The organism is Streptomyces sp. NPDC001796 (assembly GCF_042892355.1).
In the GTDB taxonomy this organism is placed as follows: domain Bacteria; phylum Actinomycetota; class Actinomycetes; order Streptomycetales; family Streptomycetaceae; genus Streptomyces.
The window spans coordinates 362002-385225 of the sequence record NZ_JBIAUC010000001.1 but is presented as its reverse complement, the minus strand read 5'-3'; the positions used below and the strand labels follow the sequence as shown (position 1 = coordinate 385225).

At 71.3% G+C, this 23224-nt stretch carries 23 protein-coding genes; 13 read left to right on the top strand and 10 right to left on the bottom strand.

The annotated features are described in order from the left end of the window. Nucleotides 1-2: 2 nt before the first annotated feature. The gene (locus ACFYZE_RS01700) at nucleotides 3-1463 is read right to left on the bottom strand and encodes an aldehyde dehydrogenase (RefSeq protein ID WP_388986925.1); all 1461 of its coding nucleotides are present in this window, start codon (nucleotides 1461-1463) and stop codon (nucleotides 3-5) included. Nucleotides 1464-1811: 348 nt separating this feature from the next. Here ACFYZE_RS01700 and ACFYZE_RS01695 point away from each other — a divergent pair, with 348 nt between their 5' ends. The 3 genes from ACFYZE_RS01695 (at nucleotide 1812) to ACFYZE_RS01685 (ending at nucleotide 4647) form a co-directional block, all read left to right on the top strand. Continuing rightward, on the top strand, nucleotides 1812-2507 hold the full coding sequence (locus ACFYZE_RS01695) for a glycerophosphodiester phosphodiesterase (protein WP_388986922.1): 696 nt from the start codon (nucleotides 1812-1814) through the stop codon (nucleotides 2505-2507). 136 nt (nucleotides 2508-2643) lie between these two features. Next, complete coding sequence (locus ACFYZE_RS01690; RefSeq protein WP_388986919.1) at nucleotides 2644-3699, top strand: MBL fold metallo-hydrolase; 1056 nt, start codon at nucleotides 2644-2646, stop codon at nucleotides 3697-3699. A 528-nt stretch (nucleotides 3700-4227) separates the two neighbouring features. Further along, nucleotides 4228-4647: a transglycosylase SLT domain-containing protein gene (locus ACFYZE_RS01685; protein WP_388986916.1), complete on the top strand. Its 420-nt coding sequence runs from the start codon at nucleotides 4228-4230 to the stop codon at nucleotides 4645-4647. Nucleotides 4648-4789: 142 nt separating this feature from the next. Here ACFYZE_RS01685 and ACFYZE_RS01680 read toward each other — a convergent pair whose 3' ends face one another. Next, complete coding sequence (locus tag ACFYZE_RS01680; RefSeq protein ID WP_388986913.1) at nucleotides 4790-5206, bottom strand: hypothetical protein; 417 nt, start codon at nucleotides 5204-5206, stop codon at nucleotides 4790-4792. Nucleotides 5207-5310: 104 nt separating this feature from the next. On the opposite strand from ACFYZE_RS01680, the gene ACFYZE_RS01675 reads away from it, so the two are divergent. Further along, nucleotides 5311-5997 (top strand): YoaK family protein, encoded by a 687-nt coding sequence (locus ACFYZE_RS01675; RefSeq protein ID WP_388986910.1) that lies wholly within the window; start codon nucleotides 5311-5313, stop codon nucleotides 5995-5997. A gap of 128 nt (nucleotides 5998-6125) precedes the next feature. Here the strand turns inward: ACFYZE_RS01675 and ACFYZE_RS01670 are convergent, their stop codons facing one another. Beyond that, on the bottom strand, nucleotides 6126-7361 hold the full coding sequence (locus ACFYZE_RS01670) for a cytochrome P450 (RefSeq protein ID WP_388986907.1): 1236 nt from the start codon (nucleotides 7359-7361) through the stop codon (nucleotides 6126-6128). Between the two features lie 259 nt (nucleotides 7362-7620). Here ACFYZE_RS01670 and ACFYZE_RS01665 point away from each other — a divergent pair, with 259 nt between their 5' ends. Next, the gene (locus ACFYZE_RS01665) at nucleotides 7621-8790 is read left to right on the top strand and encodes a steroid 3-ketoacyl-CoA thiolase (protein WP_388986904.1); all 1170 of its coding nucleotides are present in this window, start codon (nucleotides 7621-7623) and stop codon (nucleotides 8788-8790) included. On the opposite strand, the gene ACFYZE_RS01660 is transcribed toward ACFYZE_RS01665, so the two are convergent. Both ACFYZE_RS01660 and ACFYZE_RS01655 read right to left on the bottom strand, forming a co-directional pair. After that, on the bottom strand, nucleotides 8774-9037 hold the full coding sequence (locus tag ACFYZE_RS01660) for a DUF397 domain-containing protein (protein ID WP_388986901.1): 264 nt from the start codon (nucleotides 9035-9037) through the stop codon (nucleotides 8774-8776). The genes ACFYZE_RS01665 and ACFYZE_RS01660 overlap by 17 nt on opposite strands. Further along, nucleotides 9012-9860, bottom strand: coding sequence for a helix-turn-helix domain-containing protein (locus ACFYZE_RS01655; RefSeq protein WP_388986898.1), 849 nt, complete (start codon nucleotides 9858-9860; stop codon nucleotides 9012-9014). The genes ACFYZE_RS01660 and ACFYZE_RS01655 overlap by 26 nt, the downstream gene beginning before the upstream one ends. A 146-nt stretch (nucleotides 9861-10006) precedes the next feature. Between ACFYZE_RS01655 and ACFYZE_RS01650 the strand changes: the two genes are divergently transcribed. The 5 genes from ACFYZE_RS01650 to ACFYZE_RS01630 all read left to right on the top strand — a co-directional run bounded on the left by ACFYZE_RS01650 (nucleotide 10007) and on the right by ACFYZE_RS01630 (nucleotide 16002). Beyond that, nucleotides 10007-10441 (top strand): ATP-binding protein, encoded by a 435-nt coding sequence (locus tag ACFYZE_RS01650; protein WP_388987910.1) that lies wholly within the window; start codon nucleotides 10007-10009, stop codon nucleotides 10439-10441. A gap of 181 nt (nucleotides 10442-10622) precedes the next feature. After that, on the top strand, nucleotides 10623-11066 hold the full coding sequence (locus ACFYZE_RS01645; RefSeq protein WP_388986894.1) for a hypothetical protein: 444 nt from the start codon (nucleotides 10623-10625) through the stop codon (nucleotides 11064-11066). A 29-nt stretch (nucleotides 11067-11095) separates the two neighbouring features. Beyond that, entirely contained in the window at nucleotides 11096-13135 is a 2040-nt protein-coding gene (locus ACFYZE_RS01640) for a hypothetical protein (protein ID WP_388986891.1), read from the top strand. A gap of 618 nt (nucleotides 13136-13753) precedes the next feature. Further along, a complete protein-coding gene (gene proP, locus ACFYZE_RS01635) occupies nucleotides 13754-15133 on the top strand; it encodes a glycine betaine/L-proline transporter ProP (protein WP_388986888.1) in 1380 nt (459 codons plus the stop codon). Nucleotides 15134-15327: 194 nt separating this feature from the next. Beyond that, nucleotides 15328-16002, top strand: coding sequence for an O-methyltransferase (locus ACFYZE_RS01630; protein WP_388986885.1), 675 nt, complete (start codon nucleotides 15328-15330; stop codon nucleotides 16000-16002). A gap of 16 nt (nucleotides 16003-16018) precedes the next feature. Here the strand turns inward: ACFYZE_RS01630 and ACFYZE_RS01625 are convergent, their stop codons facing one another. After that, nucleotides 16019-16414 carry a hypothetical protein gene (locus tag ACFYZE_RS01625; RefSeq protein WP_388986882.1) on the bottom strand — a complete coding sequence of 132 codons (396 nt, stop codon included), beginning with the start codon at nucleotides 16412-16414 and terminating at the stop codon, nucleotides 16019-16021. A gap of 119 nt (nucleotides 16415-16533) precedes the next feature. Between ACFYZE_RS01625 and ACFYZE_RS01620 the strand changes: the two genes are divergently transcribed. Further along, nucleotides 16534-16953 (top strand): DUF1992 domain-containing protein, encoded by a 420-nt coding sequence (locus ACFYZE_RS01620; RefSeq protein ID WP_388986879.1) that lies wholly within the window; start codon nucleotides 16534-16536, stop codon nucleotides 16951-16953. A gap of 174 nt (nucleotides 16954-17127) precedes the next feature. On the opposite strand, the gene ACFYZE_RS01615 is transcribed toward ACFYZE_RS01620, so the two are convergent. Continuing rightward, nucleotides 17128-17670: a hypothetical protein gene (locus ACFYZE_RS01615; protein WP_388986876.1), complete on the bottom strand. Its 543-nt coding sequence runs from the start codon at nucleotides 17668-17670 to the stop codon at nucleotides 17128-17130. A gap of 5 nt (nucleotides 17671-17675) precedes the next feature. Then, entirely contained in the window at nucleotides 17676-18350 is a 675-nt protein-coding gene (locus tag ACFYZE_RS01610; protein ID WP_388986873.1) for a hypothetical protein, read from the bottom strand. A gap of 172 nt (nucleotides 18351-18522) precedes the next feature. Between ACFYZE_RS01610 and ACFYZE_RS01605 the strand changes: the two genes are divergently transcribed. Then, a complete protein-coding gene (locus ACFYZE_RS01605; protein WP_388986870.1) occupies nucleotides 18523-19014 on the top strand; it encodes a GNAT family N-acetyltransferase in 492 nt (163 codons plus the stop codon). Between the two features lie 11 nt (nucleotides 19015-19025). On the opposite strand, the gene ACFYZE_RS01600 is transcribed toward ACFYZE_RS01605, so the two are convergent. Beyond that, complete coding sequence (locus ACFYZE_RS01600) at nucleotides 19026-21161, bottom strand: MDR family MFS transporter (RefSeq protein ID WP_388986867.1); 2136 nt, start codon at nucleotides 21159-21161, stop codon at nucleotides 19026-19028. A gap of 188 nt (nucleotides 21162-21349) precedes the next feature. Between ACFYZE_RS01600 and ACFYZE_RS01595 the strand changes: the two genes are divergently transcribed. Further along, nucleotides 21350-22315, top strand: coding sequence for a peptidoglycan-binding protein (locus tag ACFYZE_RS01595; protein WP_388986864.1), 966 nt, complete (start codon nucleotides 21350-21352; stop codon nucleotides 22313-22315). 61 nt (nucleotides 22316-22376) lie between these two features. Here the strand turns inward: ACFYZE_RS01595 and ACFYZE_RS01590 are convergent, their stop codons facing one another. Beyond that, the gene (locus ACFYZE_RS01590; RefSeq protein ID WP_388986862.1) at nucleotides 22377-23036 is read right to left on the bottom strand and encodes an HAD-IA family hydrolase; all 660 of its coding nucleotides are present in this window, start codon (nucleotides 23034-23036) and stop codon (nucleotides 22377-22379) included. Nucleotides 23037-23224: the final 188 nt, after the last annotated feature.

The window sequence follows — 23224 nt, the reverse complement described above, 5'->3', positions numbered from 1 at the left end:
GGTTACGCCTCCCCGTACCCGGCCGGCAGATGGATCATCTTGTGCTCCAGGTACTCGCCGTAGCCCTCTGGGCCGAACTCCCGCCCGAGCCCCGAGTTCTTGTAGCCCCCGAAGGGGCCGAGCATGTCGAGGCTGAAGGTGTTCACCGAGTACGTCCCGGTACGGACCTGCCGGGCGACCTCGACGCCGTGCTCCATGTCCGCGGTCCACACGCTGCCGCTCAGGCCGTAGTCGGAGTCGTTCGCGATCTTCACGGCCTCGCTCTCGTCGCCGTAGGGCAGCAGGCAGACGACGGGCCCGAAGATCTCCTCGCGGGCGATCCGCATGGAGTTGTCGACGTCACCGAAGAGCGTCGGCTCCACGTACCAGCCCCGCTCCATGCCCGCGGGCCGCCCACCACCGGTGAGGATCTTCGCGCCCTCCTCCTGGCCGATGCGGATGTAGTCGAGGTTGCGCTGCTGCTGCCGCCGCGCCACCAGCGGACCGACCTGCGTCGAGGGGTCCAGCGGGTCACCGACCACAAGGGCGCTCGCCGCGGCGGCGAAGGCGTCGGCGAACTCGTCGTAGCGCGAGCGCGGCACCAGAATGCGGGTCTGGGCGACGCAGGCCTGGCCGTTGTTCATCCAGGCGGCCGGGACGACCCCGGCCACGGTCGTCCCGACGTCCGCGTCCGGCAGCACCACGGCCGCCGACTTGCCGCCCAGCTCCAGGGTCACGCGCGTGAGGTTCCGCGCGGCGACCTCCATGACCCGCCTGCCGGCCGCGACCGAGCCGGTGAAGGACACCTTGTCGATCCCCGGATGCCCCACGAGATGTTCACTGACCTCACGGTCCGCGGGCAGGATCGACAGCACCCCTTCGGGCAGCCCGGCCTCACGGGCGATCTCACCGAGGAGGTACGCGTCGAGCGGAGACTCGGGCGACGGCTTCAGCACCACCGTGCAGCCGGTGAGCAGCGCGGGCGCGAGCTTGGCGGCGGCCACGAACTGCGGCACGTTCCACGGCACGACGGCCGCCACCACCCCGACCGGCTCGCGCCGCACCAGGATCTTCCCGAGAACGCCGTCCCGCCGTTCCTCATAGGTGAAGTCCCGCGCGACCGTGATCGCCGCGTCCCACGCCATCATCGCGCCGAGCGCCTGCGCGAGGACGCTCCATGAGTACGGGGAACCGTTCTCGGAGGAGATCACGCGGGCGATCTCCTCGTGCCGCACGGCGATCGCGTCCTTGATCCTCGTCACGATCCCGATCCGCTCGTCGAGCGCCATGCGCGGCCAGGGTCCCTCGTCGAAGGCACGACGCGCCACGGCGACGGCCCGGTCGACGTCCTCCCGCGAGGCGTGCGGCACCCGCCCGATGACCTCTTCCGTGTGCGGGGAGACCACCTCAATGACGTCCTCACCCAGGGGGTCGGTCAACTCCCCGCCGATGTACAGCTGTCCGTGTTCCACGAGCTCGGTCATGGCGACTGCCTCCTGCGGAGCCGGCGGTACCGTGTCTGACGGCATTTCAGAACTGATACCAGTTCTGGTCGGACTAAGCCAGGTTCGGGGCCGAATAGGCCCCCACCAGCGGGTTTGCCTCATGTGGGGGTGCCGCCAAGCCGCGCTGGCCATGGCCGGCGAGACAGGCGGTGCGATCTCGGATCGTGTGTCTCGGGGCGCGCTCCGGCGCGGTCCCGGCGGGCCGGAGCACGCGGCCGGACAGGCCCATTAGGCTTGGCACTCCGACGGGCGGTCGCCCGCCGCCCGGTGCGGGGTTCGACACTCGTGCGGCTGCCCCGCACCACCACACCCAAGGACGGCAACCGAGTGTCTTTCTTCACCATCGGCCACCGCGGTGTCATGGCCGCCGAGCCGGAGAACACCCTGCGCTCCTTCCTGCGGGCCGAACGCGAGGGGCTGGACGGCATCGAACTCGACCTGCACCTGAGCAGGGACGGCCGGCTTGTCGTCATGCACGACGAGACCCTGGACCGCACGACGGACGGCTCCGGTCCGATCGCCGACCAGGAGCTGCGGAAGCTCAAGGAGCTCGACGCCGGTCTCGGCGAGCGCATCCCCACGTTCGAGGAGGTGCTGGACGCCGTCGGGCCGACGCTGCCGATCCAGGCGGAGATCAAGGACGTGGCCGCCGCCCGGTCGCTGGCCAAGGTGCTCACCGACCGCGACCTGCTGGACCGGGTCTCGGTGCTGTCGTTCCACGACGTGGCGCTGGTCGAGATCCACAACCTGCTGCCGCAGGCCCGCACCGTGCTGGTGGCAGGTCCCAGCGCGCACCGCGACACCTTCGTCGGCCGCGCCCAGAGGGTCGGTTCCACCCTGGTCAGCGTGGAGCTGCGCCAGCTGAACCGGGCCATCGTGGAGAAGTGCGGCGCCGCCGGCATCGACGTGATGGCCTGGACCGTCAACGACGAGCGCGACCTGGCACTGGCCCGGGCGCTCGGCCTGGTGGGCTGCGTGACAGACCAGCCCGGCATGAAGCGGCTGGTCGAGGCCACGGCCTGACCTCGGGACCCCTGCCGGCAACGACGGTTTTCCAGCTGGTCGGCGCAGGCAGGGGTGAGCTTCGTCCGGCCGCTCTGTGTGAAACCAGTTCTAGTTATAGTGGGCCATGGCAAAGGGTGGGCGGGGCGGAGGTGCGATGACGACGAGTCAGGGCGGGGAGCCGGTGGCACAGGCGCACGACCACGGCGGGGGCGTACGGTCCTTCAGGGTCCCCATCCCGGACAACCCCCTCGGCCACACCCTCGTCCACCTCGTCGACACCGACCGCGGCCCGGTGCTGATCGACACCGGCTGGGACGACCCGGACTCCTGGGACACGCTCGCGCAGGGCCTGGCGGCCTGCGGCACCTCGCCCGCGGAGATCTACGGCGTCGTCATCACGCACCACCACCCCGACCACCACGGCCTGTCCGGCAGGGTCCGCGAGGCGTCCGGCGCGTGGGTCGCGATGCACGCGGCGGACACCGCGGTCGTACGGCGGACCCGCGAGACCCGCCCCGAGCGCTGGTACGCGTACATGGCCGACAAGCTGGCCGCGGCGGGCGCTCCCGAGGAGCACCTGGCCCCGCTGCGCGCCGCGCGCGGCCGCCGGGACCTGCCGGGCCTCACCCCCGCGCTGCCCGACCGTGAGATCGTCCCCGGGGAACTTCTCGACCTCCCCGGGCGCCGCCTGCGCGCGATCTGGACGCCGGGACACACTCCCGGCCACGTCTGCCTCCACCTGGAGGAGGACCACCCCGCCGGACTGCCCGGCCACGGCCGCCTGTTCTCGGGCGACCACCTGCTCCCCGAGATCACCCCGCACATCGGCCTGTACGAGGACCCGGACGACACCACCGCGACCGACCCGCTCGGCGACTACCTCGACTCCCTCGAGCGCGTAGGCCGCCTGGAGCCCGCCGAGGTGCTGCCGGCCCATCAGCACCCGTTCACCGACGCGCCGGGCCGCGTACGGGAGTTGCTGGCGCACCACGGGGAGCGGCTGACCGGGCTGCTGACCCTGCTGTCGGCCCCGCTCACCCCTTGGCAGCTCGCCGAGCGCATGGAGTGGAACCGTCCCTGGGAGCAGATCCCGTACGGCTCACGGCACATCGCGGTCGCGGAGGCCGAGGCCCATCTGCGCCGGCTGGTGAAGCTGGGCCGGGCGGAGGCCGTGGCGGGGAGCGATCCGGTGGCGTACGCGGCGACGTGAAAAGGCGCCGGCCCGGCGCGTTGCGTGGTTGGCGCCATGACACCTCAAGACACATGGACCACCTGGCTCACACGGCCCACACGGCTCACACGGCCCTGGAACGCCTTTGGTCGAACGCGCCTGCGACGCCGGTCACATCTCCGCCCCCGTTCGTGCGGCGTGGGTCACAACGTCCGGTTTCGCACCGTATACCCGCTATAGGCGATACGTGAGCCAAACCGTGACGAGCCCCACGTGACCACCGTCACCTACGATGCCCGGCCGTAGATCGATTCGCATGGCATGCCTACGCCAATTGCCCGCGCGACCTGCGGTTTGAGAGCCAGATCACATGAGACATGTTTCCGGCGGATTCGACCACAACTAGTAAAAGGGGTCATTGCGGACATCTCGTCGGCCTGCTTCTCTGGATGACGTCGCCAGGCGCCGACGAGCCCACCCGGGTCGCGGCGCCGAGGCATGCCCCCACCGCGTCCCACGTGGTTCCGGCATGTTCGCGGCCCCATGTCCCCGACGAAAAGGTTTCCTGTGACCGTCTCCTTCATCCGCCGCATCGCTTCCCCGAAGAAGGCCATCGCCGCCACCGCCGTCGCCGCGGCCGCCACCGGTGCGCTGCTGACCTCGGCGCCCGCCCAGGCCGCCACGCCGACCTCGGCGCCCTCTTCCGCCCAGGCGATCGCGCACCAGATGATCCCGGACCCGGCGCAGTACGAAGCGTTCAACAAGATCGTCTCGCATGAGAGCGGTTGGAACCCCCAGGCCACCAACGCGTCCTCCGGCGCCTACGGCCTGGTCCAGGCGCTGCCCGCCTCGAAGATGGCGTCCGCCGGTTCCGACTGGAAGACCAACCCGGCGACCCAGATCAAGTGGGGCCTGGACTACATGAACTCCCGCTACGGCAGCCCCGCCGCGGCGTGGAACTTCTGGTCCACCCACCACTGGTACTGATCGAGCCGGTCCACGCGACCGCGCAGGTCCCGGGCGACCACACCGGTCCCACGCGACCACACCGGTCCCGCGGCAACACCGGTCCCACGCGGCCACGAAGGCGGCGACCCCGAATCGGGGTCGCCGCCTTCGGCGTGTCCGGTCAGCGGTGGTCTGGTCGGCGCCCTGCCGCAGCGCGCGCCCGGTGCGTGTCGGACACCAGGTCGAGCCGGTGCGCGCCGCCGGCGGGCAGTGTGAGGGGTCCGGTGGCAGTGGTGGGTTTCCCGTACGGGTCGACGGTCCGGTACGTCAGCCGGTAGCCCGCCACGCCGTACCGCACGGTGTCCGTGGCGATGTTCCGGTCGGCCAGGAAGGTCCGTACGCCGGTGGCGTCCCGGGACAGGACCGGGGTAAGGGAGACAAGGGTGCCGCGACGGGGCGTTGTCGTGTCCGGCGTGTGCGTCGCCGCGGGCGCGGGGGCCGCGGCGAGGCCCGCGAGCAGGAGGGCCGCGGCGGCGACCCCGCGTCTGACCGTCCAACTCGTGTGGTTCTCTTGGTGTTTGCGCGTGTTCTCACTCATGATCCGAGGCTATGGGCCGCCCCGTTGGCCCGGACATCCGAACATCCCCCGCGTCCGGGGTGTACCTGAGTGCACCGCGCCCGTCCCACTGCCCGGAGGCCCGTATGAGCACTGACACACCGGTGGAGGAACCCGGAACGCGCGGACTGCGCCTGGTCCCCGCGCTCCTGGTGATGACCGCGATCAGCGGGATCGTCGACGCGGTGAGCTACCTCGGGCTCGGGCACGTCTTCACGGCGAACATGACCGGCAATGTGGTGGTGCTCGGCTTCGCCGCCGCCGGGGCGCCCGGCTTCTCCACCTCGCACGCGGTGATCTCACTGGGGTCGTTCCTGGTGGGGGCGGTGGCGGGCGGACGCGCGGGCCGGCGGTACGGCGGCGGGTCGCGGCGCGCCTGGGCGCGGCTGGCGCTCGCGGTCGAGGCGGTGCTGCTCGGGGCGTCGGCGGCGGTCGCCTTCATCGCGCCGGGCACCACCACGACCCGGTACACGCTGATCGCCGTGACGGCCTTCGCGATGGGGGTGCGCAACGCGACGGTACGGAAGCTGGCCGTGCCCGACCTGACGACGACCACCGTCCTCACCTCGACCCTGACCGGGCTCGCCTCGGACTCCCGGCTCGGCGGGGGCACGGGCAGGCGCTCCCGGCGCCGTGCGGCCTCGGCGGTCTCCCTGCTGGCGGGCGCGGTCCTGGGCGGCTGGCTGGTCATCCACCACGGCCTGGGCTGGCCCCTGCTGCTCACGGCCGTGGCGACGGCCGTGCTGGCGGTGGTCGCGTCCGGGCGGGAGTGACGGCGTCCCCGGCGGCGGCCCGCGGGTGTCAGTCGGCAACCGGGGAGGCAGGGGCGGGGCGTAGGGGTGATGCCCCTGCCTCCCTCGGGGTGGGCCGGCGGCGCCGGGAGACCGGCGGCCCGGGTCCGTCAGCCCACGGTGACCGGGAGCTCCTTCACGCCGTTGATCCAGGCGGAGCGCAGGCGTCGCGGGTCGCCGGCCGGTTTGATGTCCGGCATGGCGTCGGCGATCGCGTCGAAGATGAGGTCGATCTCCAGGACGGCCAGGGACTTGCCGAGGCAGTAGTGCGGGCCTCCGCCACCGAAGCCGAGGTGCGGGTTGGGGTCGCGGGTGATGTCGAAGGCGTCCGGGCGGTCGAAGACCTCGGGGTCGTGGTTGGCGGAGGAGTAGAAGAGCCCCACACGGTCGCCCTTCCTGATCTGCTTGCCGCCGAGCCCGGCGTCCTGGGTGGCGGTGCGCTGGAAGGCGTTGACCGGGGTCGCCCAGCGGACGATCTCCTCGGCGGCGGTCCGGGGGCGCTCCCGCTTGTAGAGGTCCCACTGGCCGGGGTGGGTGAGGAAGGCGTGCATGCCGTGCGTGATGGCGTTGCGGGTGGTCTCGTTGCCGGCGACGGCCAGCATCAGCACGAAGAACCCGAACTCGTCGGAGCTGAGGTTCCCCTCGTCCTCGGCGGCCACCAGCGTCGTCACGATGTCCCTCGCCGGGCACTGCTTGCGGTCGGCGGCCATGTTCATGGCGTACGCGATGATCTCGGTGGCCGACCGGGCGCCGACCTCCTCGGTGACGGCGTACTCGGGGTCGTCGTACGCGATCATCTTGTTGGACCAGTCGAAGATCCTGGCCCGGTCGACCTGGGGGATGCCGATCAGCTCGGCGATGGCCTGCAGCGGCAGTTCGCAGGCGACCTGGGTGACGAAGTCGAAGGGGCCGTCGTGGGCGAGGGCGCCGTGGACGATGGCCCGGGCCCGGGCCCGCAGCCGCTCCTCCAGGGCCCGGATGGCGCGCGGGGTGAAGCCCCGCTGGACGATCTGGCGGACCCGGGTGTGCTCGGGCGGGTCCATGTTCAGCATGATCAGCCGCTGGGCGTCGATCGAGTCGCGCTCGATGTGCTCCTTGAACCGGATGATCGCGGTGTTGAGGGACGAGGAGAAGATCTCCGGGTGCGTGGAGACGTACTTGACGTCGGCGTGCCGGGTGACCGCCCAGTACCCCTCGTCCCGGAAGCCCGCGAGCCCGGCCGGCTGGGGCACCCAGCACACCGGTTCGGCCCGGCGCAGTGCGGCGAACTCCGGCAGGGGCACGCGGTGGTGCAGCAGATCGGGATCGGTGAAGTCGAACCCGTCGGGCAGCTCGGGACAGGGCATGGTCGACCCCTCACCATTCTGACGGTCTATCAGGAATTGCGGTGAAGGTAGTAACGGGTTCTACAAGTCGCAAGAGGCACGGCGCCCCGGTTGCGTGCGAGACTCGCGCAGATCACGACTTCGGAGGCTGCACGACCCTTGCGGCCCTGGACACCCTGTCAGCACACTGCACACAGAACTAGAACGGGTACTAGTTCTGCGTGGCGGGTGGGCCGGGACGCCCGCGCCACGCGGGTGACCGAGGAGAGGACGAGCCCCCATGGCCGCGGAACCCGTGATCGTCGAAGCCGTGCGCACCCCCATCGGCAGGCGCGGCGGCGCGCTCGCCCATCTGCACCCCGCCTACCTCCTGGGCGAGACCTACCGCGAACTCCTCGGGCGCACCGGCATCCCCGCCGACTGCGTCGAACAGATCGTCGGCGGCACCGTGACGCACGCCGGCGAGCAGTCGATGAATCCGGCGCGCACGGCGTGGCTGACGATGGGCCTGCCCTACGAGACGGCGGCGACGACGGTCGACTGCCAGTGCGGCTCGTCCCAGCAGGCGTCGCACATGGTGGCCAACATGGTCGCGGCGGGCGTGATCGACGTCGGGATCTCGTGCGGTGTCGAGTCGATGTCGCGGGTGCCGCTCGGCTCGGGCTCCAAGCACGGTCCGGGCAAGCCCTTCCCCGACGAGTGGAACGTGGACCTCCCGAACCAGTTCGAGGCGGCCGAGCGGATCGCCCGCCACCGCGGCCTCACCCGCGAGAACGTGGACACGCTGGGCCTGATCTCCCAGGAGCGGGCGGCGATCGCCTGGTCGGAGGAGCGGTTCAAACGTGAGACGTTCGCCGTGCAGGTGCCGACGACCGAGGAGGAGCAGCGGGCCGGCCAGGGCATGTGGCGACTCGTCGACCGGGACGAGGGCCTTCGCGACACGTCGATGGAGGCGCTGTCCCGGCTGAAGCCGATCATGCCGACGGCGGTGCACACGGCGGGCAACTCCTCGCAGATCTCGGACGGCGCGGCCGCGATCATGTGGGCGTCGAAACGGATGGCGCGTGCCCTGAAGCTGCGCCCGCGGGCCCGGATCGTGGCCCAGGCCCTGGTGGGTTCCGACCCGCACTTCCACCTGGACGGCCCGATCGACGCGACCAAGGCGGTACTTGGGAAGGCCGGGATGTCCCTGGGGGACATCGACCTGGTGGAGATCAACGAGGCGTTCGCGTCCGTGGTGTTGAGCTGGGCACAAGTCTTCGACCAGGACCTGGAGAAGGTGAACGTGAACGGGGGCGCGATCGCGCTGGGTCACCCGGTGGGAGCGACCGGGGCCCGGCTGATCACGACGGCACTGCACGAACTGGAGCGTATGGACAAGGAGTTCGCGCTGGTGACGATGTGCGCCGGCGGCGGGCTGGCGACCGGGACGATCATCCAGCGGTTGTAGCCGCCCAGCAGACGAACGCCGTGAAGGCGGCCGGCGCGAGGGTGAGCACCGGTCCGGCGGGGGTCTTGGAGTCGCGTACGGCTACGGTGGCGCAGGGGGTTTCGGCGATTTCTACGCAGTCGCCGCCCTGGTCACTGCTGTGGGACGACTTGCGCCAGGCGAGGGGGCCGAGGGGGGCGCACTCGACGCATTCGCCACCTTGATCACTGCTGTAGCTGGACTTACGCCACTGGATCCCTGCCGGCATCGCCTTGCTCTCCATAGCGTTCCTCCATCACGCGCCGGATCAGCTCCGCCGAGTCCCTGAGGGAGAGAGCGGCGGCACGAAGATGATCGTAACGGAGCGAGCAGTCCTTGACGGTGGTCGGGTTGGCGGTCGGATGCCCGCTGCCGTAGCTCTCCGTGTAGACGATGTCCGGGTCGTTGGTGAAGTGGTAGAGGTTGAAGGAGCCTGTCAGTCCCGCGTGCGCTCCGGCCGAGAACGGCAGCACCTGGATGTTGATCCGGGGGTCGTCCTCGAAGGACAACAGGTGAGCCAGTTGGCCACGCATAGCCGCGGGGCCGCCGATCTCCTGGTACAGAGCGGCCTCGCTGAGGATCAGCCAGAAGACCGGCGGCTCGTCTTTCTGAAAGATGCGCTGACGGGCCAGACGTACAGCGGTCCGGTCATCGAGGTCGGTCCGGTCGAGTGCGCCCAGCGTGGCGCGCGCATACGCCTCGGTCTGGAGAAGGCCGTGGACCATGCCCATCTGGAAGGTGCAGATCTCAGTGGCCCGCACTTCCAGTGCCGCCACCTGCTGGAACCACGCGGGAAGTTGGCTGCGCAGCACCAGCTCGACCAGCCGGGACAGCAGCCCGTCCGTCCCCAGGGCGGCATCCACCCGCTCACTGAACTCCGGTGTCGGAACCCTCCGTGCCGTCTCGATCTGCCCCACCAGCGACCCGGTGTAGTTGACGATCTCCCCGAGCTGCTTCTGCGTCAGCCCGGCGGCCTCTCGATGCCTGCGCAGCTCGAAACCGTAGTAGTCGAGCGGTGAGGCTCCCGGGTCGAGGATGCTGATGTGGGTCACGCACGGCCCCCTTTCACGCAACGCGGCCCACAACGGGACCCGTTGTATCCGATCCGTAGCCGAGGGTAGTCGGGCCAGGTCACGCTCGTCGTGTGAACGACTACATTCCTGTCGCCCTCCTGGGCCCCCTCCCCACCCGGTATCGCATGCACCTCACCGTCGGCGAGCACTCGGCGCGGCACATCCGCCGTATCGTCCGCTCGTTCCTCCAGGAGTGGGAGATGGCGGAGCTGGCGGACGCCGCCGAGCTGGCCGCGACCGAGCTGATCGCCAACGTCGTACGGCACGTCCCGGACCGCCGCTGCACGCTGCTGGTGCTGCGGCAGGAGGCCGGGATCCGGGTGGAGGTGACGGATGGCTGCGATCGACGTCCCGCCGTGCCGTCGGAGTTGCCGCCGGAGGCGGAAAATGGTCGCGGGTTGCTCCTGCTCGACGCGGTGGTCGACAAGTGGGGCGTGCAACCGCACGGCACGGGCGGCAAGACCGTGTGGTTCGAGTGCGAGACCCGGACCGGGGTTGTCAATGACCGGCCATCACGGCTGCTGCCGATGGCGGAAGAAACAGATGACGCCTATCCCTGATCGCCGGTACTCGGCGCAACTCCCGTCGCTACCATTCGGATTGCCCCAGGATGCGGAGCGCGGCCGTGGGCTTGCCTTGCCGGCCGGGATGGTCGACAACTGGGATGTGAAGCCGGAACCTCGAGCGGACGGACCGTGTGGTTCTGACGCTGGGGCACCTTGTGACGGGGAGGCGCTGAGGGTGCTTGCGGAAGCGGTGACAGCGGCGGCGGCGGCCGGCGGCACGGCCATGGTCGAAGCCGCCGGCTCGGACCTTTGGGCTTGGTGCAAGGCGCGGGGTGCGCGGCTGATCGGCAGAGGTGACCCCGAGCGCGAGAACGACGCGCGCGAGCGCCTGGACCGTACGGCGGCCGCCTTGGCCGCCGCCTCGGACGACGCCGAGCGGGAGCGGGTACGCACCGTGCACGCACGACTGTGGCGGGGCGAGTTCGCCTCCCTGCTGGAGACCCTCGACGGTGCGGAGCAACAGCGCGTCGTCACCGAACTGCGAACACTTGCCGAGGAGTTCGGTTCCTCGGCCGCTTCCGCCGGAGGAGCGGTGTCGGGCAACACCTTCCACGGCCCCACCAGCTTCCAGACGGGCCACCACAACCAGCAGGACAACCACTTCGGGTCCACGGGATGAGACGTCCCGGATCCGGAGGTTCCGGCGGGGTGTCCGGGAACAGTTTCCACGGTCCGACCAGCTTCCAGGTCGGCGACCACAACACCCTCAATGTCAGCCACTACACCACGACCGCAACACCATCCCCACTCGAGGCCACGGCCGACGAACTGGCCAGGGTGGTGCTCGCACAGTGGCAGAAAGAGGCCGGACTGCGGCGACTCCTGGCCCCCGCTACGCTGCCGGTGCGCTGGCAGGTGACGGACCGCAAGGTGGCGGGCCGCCTGGCGGGAGCGACCGCCGAGGGGGGAAGGGCCCGCTTCACTCCGCTGCCCGGCTTGAAACCCGTCGCCCGCGACGGGCTGCTCGCAGGCGGTGGTCTGCTCGAACTGCACGCGGTGTACGGCGGGCTGGCCTCGGGCCGCCTGCTGCTGATCGGCCCTCCGGCGGCGGGCAAGACAGCTACGGCGGTCCTCCTCCTGCTCGACGCGCTCGAGTACCGTGCGCTGGCGGCACCGCAGGACCGGGCACGCATTCCCGTGCCGGTGCTGTTGTCGTTGGAGGGCTGGGACCCGTCTCTGGAGAGCGCGGTCGAGTGGGCGGCAGGCCGCCTTTCACACGAGTACACCCTGTTCCGCGGCCGTGGTGGACGCGGTCGCGCTCGCCGGTTGCTCGAGGAGGGCGCCCTCGCGCTGTTCCTCGACGGCCTGGACGAGGTGAGCGGCAAGGTGCGCGCTGCGATGGTCAGCGCCTTGGAGCCCGCGCCCTGCCGACTGGTCTTGATCTCCCGTGCGAGAGAGGCCGTCCTCACTGCCAGGAAGGCCCGGCTGGGTGGCGCGGTAGCCCTGGAGCTGCAGCCGGTGCGCCCCGAGGACGCCGCGGCATACCTCCTTGATCCGCTGCCTTCCCCGCCCCCGTCGGCCTGGCGGGCGGTGACCCGTCACATCGTGGCGGAGCCGGACAGCGCCGTGGCCCGAGCCCTCTCCAATCCGTTGGCGATCGGCTTGCTGCGTGACGTCTACCCGGACGACGGCCCCGTCGACGAACTACTCGACGAAACGCGCTTCCCCAGTCCACGGGCCGTCGAAGACCACCTGCTCGACCACGCGGTCATCGCCGCGTACACCCCGAGACCCGGGCATCCCCGCCCGCGCCACTCGCCCGAGACCGCGGAGCGGACGCTGCGCTACCTCGCGACACGGCTCAGCGAGGACGGCACGCGTGAGCTGTGCTGGTGGCACATTCCCGCCTGGGTGGACCCCCGGGGCAGAGGACTCTTCGTCGGAACCGTGATCGGCGTGGTGCAAGGAGTGCTCGCCGCCTATTCCATGCGGCCGTACTACGGGCCCGTGGGGACGGTCCTGTTCGGTGTCTTCATGGCCCTGTTGGTGGGGGCAGGCGCCGTCCGACTGCATGCGGGCGCCGGCAGCCGCGGACCGCTTCCGAGCGCCGGATGGCGCGACATCTTCACCGTGCGGGGTGTCGGCTTCGGCGCGTCGATCTGGTTGGGGGCCGAAGCCGTTTTCCACCACGTTCCTGAACTTCTGGGCGCCTCGTTGCCGCAGTGGCAGTGCATCGTCATGGCGCTGCCCTTCGGGTTCAGCGCGACCCTGGTGAGCGGCCGCGGTTACGAGCTCGTCAAAGGGACCGTCCTCGCCATCGGAACCGGCTCGGACATGGACTCGGTACGGGAGGAACTCAGCGCACCCCCTGTGGCGGAATCCCGTTCGGTCGGCCCGCGTGATGTGTGGCGGCATCACCTTGGGCTGAGACTTATGCTCAGCGTTCTGGTGAGCATCAACGTCCTGGGCCTGATCACCCCGTGTTTCGTCCGGCTGTACGGCTGGCGGACGGCGGCTGCGGTCGTAGGTGCCGGAGCCGCCTTCACCGCCCTGGCTTCCGGCCTCCTCCGCAACCTCGCCGTCACCACTGCCCTCACCGTCGTCCAGCTCTCCATCAGGGAAAGCACTCCGCTCCGCCTGCTCTCCTTCCTGGAAGACGCCCGCCGACGCAACCTGCTCCGGGCCACGGGCCCGGTGTACCAGTTCCGTCACTCCCGGCTGCAGGAGCGGCTGGCGCGACGGGGTTGATCAGCTCGGAGCTCGGGCCTCATGGGGGCCTGGGCGCCGCTCGTCCGCCTGCTGTGCTCCACGTTCGCCGCGCCTCGTCGGCCCTCCCGCCGCATCGATCCCGTATGCCCCGTTTCGCCGGCCGCTGTCCCGGCTCTACGAGGTTCGCGCCCCCTCACTGTGGGACGCCGGCAACCCCCTCACCCTGAGGTCCGCTCCCCCCTTCAGCGGCATGTCGACCGGGCGCGGACGGTTCGGTTCCGGCTTCGGTACGCGAGATGGATCACAGAATGACCGGCGGCCGACCGGGCACAGCGGACCCGTCGGCCCTGGACATCGCGTTTTTCGCGCTCTGGGCGATGGACCGGCTACCGTCCGTTATGGCGACAAGTTCCCTTATGGTCGTTTTCGGCTCGGCCCTCACGGCCGGCCCCCGGCCCGTCCGTCGTGCGGCAGGCCTCGATCGGCCCCGCGTGCGGCCGTCGGCCCGCCGTACGAGACGCAGCAGACGTACGACGACGTACGAGGCGTACGAACAGACACGAAGACGTGCGAACAGATATCAGGCGTACACCCTCGTACGCCCTGACGACGGCGGGCCCCGTCCTTGTCCCCGTCGAAAGGCAGGCGAGCGGAATCTTGCCGACCGTCGCTCCACCCTCAGTACCCGACGCACCCCCGTACCCCGACCGCCCGAAGGCCACCGTCACCGACCCGGCGCTGGTCAAGCGCGCCGTACAGGCCGCCGCGCTCGGCAACGCCATGGAGTGGTTCGACTTCGGCGTCTACAGCTACATCGCGGTCACGCTGGGCAAGGTGTTCTTCCCGTCCGGCAACTCCACCGCGCAGCTGCTGTCCACCTTCGGCGCGTTCGCCGCCGCCTTCCTGGTCCGCCCGCTCGGCGGCATGGTCTTCGGGCCGCTCGGCGACCGCGTCGGGCGCCAGAAGGTGCTCGCCGTCACCATGATCATGATGGCGATCGGCACGTTCTCGATCGGCCTGATCCCGTCGTACACGGCGATCGGCGTCGGCGCGCCGGTCCTGCTGCTCGTGGCCCGGCTGGTGCAGGGCTTCTCCACCGGCGGCGAGTACGCGGGCGCCTCCACGTTCATCGCCGAGTACGCGCCGGACAAGAGGCGCGGCTTCCTCGGGAGCTGGCTCGAGTTCGGCACGCTCGCCGGATACATCGGCGGCGCGGGCCTGGTCACCCTGATGACGGCACTGCTGTCCTCCGAGGACCTGGTGTCCTGGGGCTGGCGGATCCCGTTCCTGATCGCCGGTCCGATGGGCGTCATCGGGCTCTACCTGCGACTGCGCCTGGAGGAGACCCCCGCCTTCGCGGCCGAAGTGGAGAAGGCCGAGGCCGCCCGGCCCAAGGTGCCGCTGCGCGAGATGATCACCGGCCAGTGGAAGGCGCTGCTGCTGTGCATGGGGCTGGTGCTCGTCTTCAACGTCACCGACTACATGCTGCTGTCGTACATGCCGAGCTATCTGACCAGTGAGCTGAAGTACGACGAGACGCACGGACTGCTGGTCGTGCTCGCCGTGATGGCGCTGATGATGATCGTGCAGCCCTTCGTGGGCGCCCTGACCGACCGGGTCGGCCGACGCCCGGTGATCGCGGCGGGCTGCGCGGGCTTCCTGCTCCTGTCCGTCCCGGCGATCCTGCTGATCCGCCAGGGCAGCCTGCTCGCGGTCGCGCTCGGCATGGGCGCGCTGGGTCTGCTGCTGGTCTGCTTCACGGCGGCCATGCCGGCCGCCCTGCCGGCCCTCTTCCCGACCCGCGTCCGCTACGGGTCGCTGTCGATCGGCTTCAACGTCTCGGTGTCGCTGTTCGGCGGCACGACCCCGCTGGTGGTCACGGCGCTGATCGGCGCGACGGGGAACATGATGATGCCCGCCTACTACATGATGGCGGCGGCCGTGATCGGCGGCGCCGCGGTGTGGTTCATGACGGAGTCGGCGGGCCGCCCGCTGCCGGGTTCGGCACCGTCGCTCGAGCGGGGCGCGAAGCGCTGATCCGGTCCGCCTGGGCCAACTCCCGGGTGACGTGCCGCTCGATGGGGCGGCCCGTCACCCGGCTGGTGGAAGCGCGGCCCGTCACCCGGCTGGTGGAAGCTGGTGGAAATCGGCTGACACGGCACCCTGCCCTGGCTATATTCGTTAGCGAGCCTAGTTAGGTGATCTAACCAGCCATATGAAAGGCATGGTGCATGAGCACAGCGCAACAGCTCTGGGACGACGTCGACGCCTACTTCACGGACCTGCTCGCCCCCGAGGACGAGGCGCTCACCGCGGCCCTGCGGGACAGCGACGCCGCGGGACTGCCGCACATCAACGTGGCACCGAACCAGGGCAAGCTGCTCCAGCTCCTGGCCCGGATCCAGGGCGCCCGCCGCATCCTGGAGATCGGCACCCTCGGCGGGTACAGCACGATCTGGCTGGGCCGCGCCCTGCCGGCGGACGGCCGGCTGATCACACTCGAGTACCAGGCCAAGCACGCGGAGGTCGCCCGCCGGAACCTCGAACGGGCAGGCCTCGCCGGGATCACGGAGGTGCGGGTCGGCCCGGCGCTGGAGTCGCTGCCCAAGCTGGCCGAGGAGCAGCCCGAGCCCTTCGACCTGGTGTTCATCGACGCGGACAAGGTCAACAACCCGCACTACGTCGAGTGGGCGCTGAAGCTGACCCGCCCCGGCAGCCTGATCGTCCTCGACAACGTGGTGCGCGGCGGCCAGGTCACCGACGCGGGCAGCGAGGACCCGAGCGTACGGGGGACCCGGGCCGCGCTGGAACTGATGGCCTCGAACCCCAAGTTGAGCGCGACGGCGGTGCAGACGGTGGGCAGCAAGGGGCACGACGGGTTCGCGCTGGCCCGGGTGGTGGGCTGACCGACCGGGGCGGTCCTCAGGCCTCGTGGTAGAAGCCCACGTTGACGCTGCGCGGGGCGGTGCGGTCCTGGATGACCAGCTCACCGGAGGCGCCCTGCGGGAGCTGGGCCGCCCCGCCGTAGGGCAGGGGCTGCGCGGGGTGTCCGGCGAGGGTGAGCAGGACCTCCGAGGAGGGGTCGGGCTGGGAACCGCGCAACCAGGCGACCTGCCACAGGCCGTCGGCGCCGCACTGGAACTCCAGATGGACGCGGGAGACGAACAGCCAGTCGTCGGGGGTCGCCAGCCGGCACACGGACCTGTCCCGGCCCACCCTCAGCACGGTGCCCGGGTCGCTGGGCGCGTCGGCCATCTGCATGCCGGCCGTCGCCCCGGCGTCCGCCGCGGAGACCGAGGCCATGGTGAGTTCGAGCACGTGCGCTCCTTCGGGATGCGGCGGTTCAAGTGTGCTGCGGTCCGGCCCGATTGGCGTGCCGCGCCGGAATGATAATTCGCCCGATCGCCCCGTCGGGTGACGTCCCTCACAATGAACCCATGACCGAGCGCAAGCCACCCGGTGTCAGCTTCGAGTCGTTCGCCGACAAGCAGATCCGCGACGCCCAGGCACGAGGAGAGTTCGCGGACCTCCCCGGTGCGGGCGAGCCGTCACCGGCCGTCAGCGACACGGCGTACGACGAGCTGTGGTGGATCAAGCGCAAGATGGCCCGCGAGGGGATCTCGGTCCTGCCGCCGACACTGGCCCTGCGCAAGGAGGCGGAGGACACGCTGGCGGCGGCCGCTCAGGCACCGTCGGAGCGGGTGGCACGGCGACTGGTCGAGCAGCTGAACGTGAAGATCCGCGACATGATGTTCAAGCCGCCGCCGGGGCCTCCGCTGGGCCTGAAGCCATACGACGTGGAGGCGGTCGCCGAGGAGTGGCGCGCGCGCCATGGGGGGCGCTCGGGAGCGAGCTGAGCGCCCGGGAGCGGGGCCGGGATGGCGACAGGCCGACCACAGCGGCCGTCCGGCAGGCCGGCCACAGCGGCCCGCCCGGCCAAGCGGCCGTCGGGCCGACGCGGTGACACAGCGAGCGGGGCCGGCCCGGACGACACCACCGGGCCGGCCCCGCTCGCTGTGTCCAGGGGCCGCTCACATGTTCAGCAGCCGCTCCGCCGTCGCCCGGTAGTCCCGGAGCGCCAGCCGTAGCTGTTCCGTGTCGGCCGTCGATTGGGCGGCGTCGCCCGTTTCCTGCCAGGTCGCCTTCAGGGTGCGGCGCCGGGAGGACACGGCCTCCGCGAGGCGCGAGGCGACCTCCTGGACCACCTGGTCCGCTTCCTCCACGGCCTCCTTGGGCCGGTCGACGAACCTGCCGACCGCGTGCTGCAACCGCAGCTCGAACTTGTCGCACTCGTCCCGCGGCAGCAGCCGGGGCTCCTTGGAGGAGCCCGCCGCAGCCGGCCGGGACGGGCCGGTATCGGGCCGGAACTCCGCCGCCGACCGGGGCTCCCCCGTCCCGGACCGGTACTCGCCCGCGACCCGGGGCTCGCCTGCCTCCGGCCGGAACTCCGCGCCCGACCGGCGCTCACCCGTATCGGGCCGGAACTCCGCCGCCGACCGGGGCTCTCCGGTGTCGGGCCGACGCCCCGTCGCTTCCGGGCGCTCGGCGGCGCCGCCCGGTGTCCATTCCGTCATCACCCTCAACTCCCCTTCACATGCTGCCTGTGGAACGCCCACGGCAGGCGGGACTGCCCGGCGTTGCCGGCGGCGTGCCGGGGCGTCTTCTCCGTGGGGCCGGCCGACTGCCGGCGCGGGGGTGCCACCAGGTCCTCGAAGAGCGCACGCGCCTGAAGCATGGCCTCGCGCATCTCCTCCGTGTCCGAGCCGTCCGCCGAGATGCCGGTGTCCGGGGTGTGGGCGGCCCGGTGCAGCCGGCGGTAGCCGTGGACGTGGTGGGCGTGGTGCACCGACAGCGCCTCGAGCTGCTCCTCGTAGCGCGCGCTGTCCGGGAACCCCCGCACGCCCGCCAGCTCGGCGAGCAGCCGGTCCGCCTCGGCCACCGCCTCACTCGGGGAGTCGACGAAGCGCTCCTGCACGGCCGCCCAGCGCGCCGCGTACCGTTCGCGCTCGGCCGGCTCCAGCGGGTGCTCGTTCAATACGCCGTACTTGTTCAGCCGCTCGGTCAGTTCGCGCTCCGCGGCCTTGGTGTCGCCGTCGTGACGAGCCACGGTCCGCTCGTACTCGGGTCCGAAGCGGCGTTTGAGGCTCCGGCCGCCTACCGCGCCCCGGGCCCGTGGGGACACGGCGGCCGCGCCGGCGAGGGCGGCCGCCACGATCACGATCACGATCAGAGCGATGATCCAGCCTGTGGACATGGGTGCCTTCCGGGGTTGCCTTCAGGTCTTGCGGCCCGGCGGGCCGTCTCCCGCCCGGGTTGCCCGGACGGCCGCCCCCAAACGAACCCCCGGCTCCGCACGCCGGAAGGCCGGCAGGGGCGCGCGCAATTCGTTTGCGCACCCCTCCCGGCCGCTCCCGAGAATGTTCCGCATGAGCTGGATCATCGCCCCCGAACCCTTCGACTCCCCGGTCGCCGCCGCGCTGTGGCGGGCGTACTACACAGAGGTCAGCGACCGCTGGTACCTGCTGCACGAGGGACGTCGTACGGATCCGGACGAGCTGGAGCGCGAGATCGCCGCCGACACGGGCGACTATCTGGCGCCGCCCGGCGGGGTGCTGCTGGTGGCCCGCCACGACGGCCGCCCGGCGGGCACCGCCGGCATACGGCTGATGGATCCCGCGACCGCCGAGCTCAAGCGCGTCTTCGTGCACCCGGACGTGCGCGGCAAGGGCGGCGCCCCGCTCCTCGTGACCGCCGCGGAGGACGCGGCCCGGGCGCTGGGCGCCGAGCAGATGGTCCTCGACACCCGGGGCGACCTGGTGGAGGCGCGGGCCCTTTACGCGCGCCTCGGATACGAGGAGACCGCGCCGTACAACGACAACGACTACGCCGAGCACTGGTTCGCCAAGCGGCTGACCTGAGCAACCCCGCCCTAGACGGCCCGGCCGAGCTGTCGCGGCGTCGTCGAGCCGTTGTGCGGGCGTTCCGCGTCCGAGCCGCACAGTTCCGCGTTCAGTTCCTGGACCAGCTTGATCAGGTCGGTCGGGCGGTCGGGGCCCCACCAGTCGCCGAGCAGTTCGGCCAGGGACTCCTCACGCGCCTCGGCGAGGCGGTCGGCGACCTCGCGGCCCTGTTCGGTCAGTAGCAGGTCGAGCCCTTCGCGCACACCGAGACGCCGCTCCTCCACCTGCCGTGCGGCGGCGATGATCACGGGCAGCGGAACCGAGCTGCGCTCGGCGAGCAGCGCCGGCTCCGCCCAGCCGTACTTCTTGATCCGCAGCAGCAGCCAGCTCGTCGCGGGCAGCAGGTCGTACCCGGCCCGCCTGGTGATCTTCTCGTAGATCTGCCGGCGCCCCTCCCGGGAGCCGAGCAGGGACAGCGCGCGGCTGGCCTCCTCGTACGACGAACGGTGCACCGGGTTGCTCGCCAGGGTCTCCGACACGTCCGGTGCCGTGACCGAGCCGCGGAGCTTGTCCTCGCGCAGGAACCAGGCCAGGACGAAGCCGAGGAGGGCGACCGGGGCCGCGTAGAGGAAGACGTCGGTGATGGAGGAGGCGAACGCGTGCAGCACGGAGGGCCGTACGGTGGGCGGCAGGGCCGCGATGCCGCGTGGGTCGGCCTTCAGTGCGGCCGGGGTGACGCCCGGCGGGAGCGAATGCCCGGCGAGCGCGGCCACGAGCTTGTCGGCGAGGCGGCCCGCGAAGACCGTGCCGAAGACGGCCACGCCGAACGAGGCGCCGATCGAGCGGAAGAAGGTGGCGCCGGAGGTCGCGACGCCCAGGTCCTCGTAGGCGACGGCGTTCTGCACGATCAGCACCAGCACCTGCATGACGAGACCGAGGCCGAGGCCGAAGACGAAGAAGTAGCCGCTCATCTCGGCGGTGCTGCTGTGCTCGGTGAGCCGGTGCAGCAGAAGCAGGCCGATGGTGGTGACGGCGGTGCCGGCGATCGGGAACACCTTCCAGCGGCCGGTGCGGCTGACGATCTGGCCGGATGTGGTGGAGGACAGCAGCATGCCGACCACCATCGGCAGCATGTGCACACCGGACAGGGTGGGGCTGATGCCGTGGACGATCTGCAGGAACGTCGGCAGGTACGTCATCGCGCCGAACATCGCGAAGCCGACGATGAAGCTGATGACGGCGGAGAGCGTGAAAGTGCGGACGCGGAAGAGCTTCAGCGGCAGGACGGGTTCGGCGGCGCGGCGTTCGACGAGGAGGAACGCCACGAGCAGCACGGCACCGAGGGCGGCCAGGCCGACGATCTGCGGTGAGCCCCAGGCCCAGGTGGTGCCGCCGAGCGAGGCGACGAGGACCAGGCACGTGGCGACGGAGGCGATGAGGAGGGTGCCGAGGTAGTCGATGACGTGCCGTTCGGCCTTCCGTGGGATACGCAGGGCCGTGGCGATCACGGCGAGGGCGACCACACCGACGGGCAGGTTGACGTAGAAGACCCAGCGCCAGCTGAGGTGCTGGGTGAACAGGCCGCCGAGCAGCGGGCCGAGGACGCTGGTCGCACCGAAGACGGCACCGAACAGGCCCTGGTAGCGGCCCCGTTCCCGGGGCGGGACGATGTCGCCGACGATGGCCATCGACAGCACGATGAGCCCGCCGCCGCCGAGTCCCTGCAGGGCGCGGAAGCCGATCAGCTCGGGCATGTTGCGCGCCATGCCGCACAGCGCGGAGCCGATCAGGAACAGCACGATCGCGGCCTGGAACAGCTTCTTGCGCCCGTACTGGTCGCCGAGCTTGCCCCACAGGGGGGTTGCTGCGGTGGAGGCGAGCAGATAGGCGGTGACCACCCAGGACAGATGCTCCAGACCACCGAGGTCGCTGACGATGGTGGGCAGCGCGGTGGAGACGATCGTCTGGTCGAGGGCGGCCAGCAGCATGCCGAGCAGCAGTGCGCCGATGGACACGAGGACGCCGCCGTGCACGCTGTCGTCGCGCGGCGCGTGGCGTGCGGCGACGGAGCCGCCGGTGCCCGCACCGGTGGCGATGCCGGGTATGGCCGGTTCCGTGGGACCCGTGCCCTCTCCCGCCGCCCTGCCCTGGGTGTCATCGGTCATGAAGGCCTCCCGTGGACGGTCGTACGACCTCCGTGCGCTGTCGTCCATCGTGCACTCTCATCGTGGTGGGTGTGACCCGTTATGGCCTGTTGAGTCCTGATGGGAGGGAGGAATTCCGGGGGCTGCCGGGAGATTCCGTGAGGGAGATCTGCATAATTTCTGGAATTCGGCGGGGAGGGGACCCACGCGTGAACGGACCGAACGGACGAGCCTGTCCGGAGTGCGCGGCACCTCGACGAGGGGACGGCACGCCGTCGTGCGGATGCACCCGGCGGGCGGCCGAGGCACTCCGGGAGGCGCGCACGGCGGAGGCGGCGGCAGCGGAGGACTTCGATCCGCTGCGCATCAGGCCGTATGTGGAGCTGGGGGACGAGACGGTACGGCTGGGGGCGGTACCGGAGGAGCCGGACACGACCGCGCGACCGGACGCCGCACCGGCCGAGCCGGACACGACCGCGCGACCGGACGCCGCACCGGCCGTGACGACGGCTCTCCCGGCCGTGCCCGACGTGGAGGACCGGACCGCCGCCGGGCCCACGGACGCCGAGCCGCGCGCCCGGCGCCTGCGGCGCACCGCCTTGCTGGCCACCGGGGGTGCGGTGGTCGCGGTCGTGGCGGCCGCAGGCTATGCGAGCGGGCTGTTCTCCTACGACCCTCCGCAGCGGGACGGTGCGCTGCCGCAGGAGATACGGGCGAGCGTGCCGGAGGCGTCGTCACCGGCCGGTACGTCGGCGCCGCCCGCAACGGTGTCCGTGGCGGCGCCCCCTCCGAGCAGGAACCCGGCCCCGAGTGCGAGCCCGTCGCCGTCGCCGTCACCATCGAGCCCGTCCCCCACGCCGTCCACGTCGCCGACCCCGAGCGACACTCCGACGACCGCGCCGGCCACCGCGACGGCGTCTCCCGGCCCGCACGCGCAGCCCCACCAGAGCCCCCTGGTCCTGCGCACCGGCGACCAGGGCCCGGAGGTCAGGGAACTGCAGCTCCGCCTGCGTCAACTGGCCCTGTACCTGGGCCCGGCGAACGGCACCTACGACGCCCAGGTGGAAAGCGCGGTCCGCAACTACCAGATCAGCCGGGGCATCACAGGGGACGAGCCAGGGGTGTACGGCGCGGCAACGCGAGCAAGGCTGGAATCGGAAACGACGCGACCGTAGCGCACGCCTTCCGCCGCGCGGCCGGGCCCCGTCACCGGGACTCCCGCGCGCGAGCGGACCGTCAGGCGAGGTGGAGCCGCACCGTGCCGTCCCCGGCGGTGTCCACCCGCACCCCGGTCAGGTCCCTCACCAGGGCGTCGGGGCCGTGCAGCCCCGCGCGGGGGCCGACCCCCACCACCCGCATCCCCGCAGCGCGTCCCGCCGCGATGCCCGCGCCCGAGTCCTCGAAGACCACGCAGTCCTCCGGGGCCACGCCCAGTTCCGCGGCGCCCTTCAGGAAGCCCTCGGGGTCGGGCTTGCTGGCACCGACCGACTCGGCGGTGACCCGCACCGGCGGCAGTTCCAGACCCGCCGCCGCCATCCGCGCGGTCGACAGGGCCACGTCGGCCGAGGTCACGAGCGCGTGCGGCAGCCCCCGCAGCGCGTCCAGGAACTCCCGTGCCCCGGGGATCGCCACGACCCCGTCCATGTCCGAGGTCTCCTCGGCGAGCATGCGGGCGTTGTCCGCCAGGTTCTGCTCGACGGGCCGGTCGGGCAGCAGCAGCGCCATCGAGGCGTGACCCTGCCGGCCGTGCACCACCTTCATCACCTCGTCACCGTCCAGGCCGTGCCGGTCGGCCCAGCGGCGCCAGATCCGCTCCACTACGGCGTCGGAGTTGACGAGGGTGCCATCCATGTCCAGCAGGAGGGCGCGGGCGGTGAGCACGGCGGTGGCCGTCATCGGCAGCTCCAAGACACGGCGGAGGGGCCGTACGTGCGGGCCCCGCGGGGACAAGGCGGCCCCGCCCGCCGGTCAGGGGAAGCGGGCGGGAGCCACTTTGTTCCTACACGGTACAAAACCGCCCGCGATCCCGCCAGCGCTCCCGTCAAGACGTCACCAGCCGTTCGCCGCCCGGCCACCCCCACCAG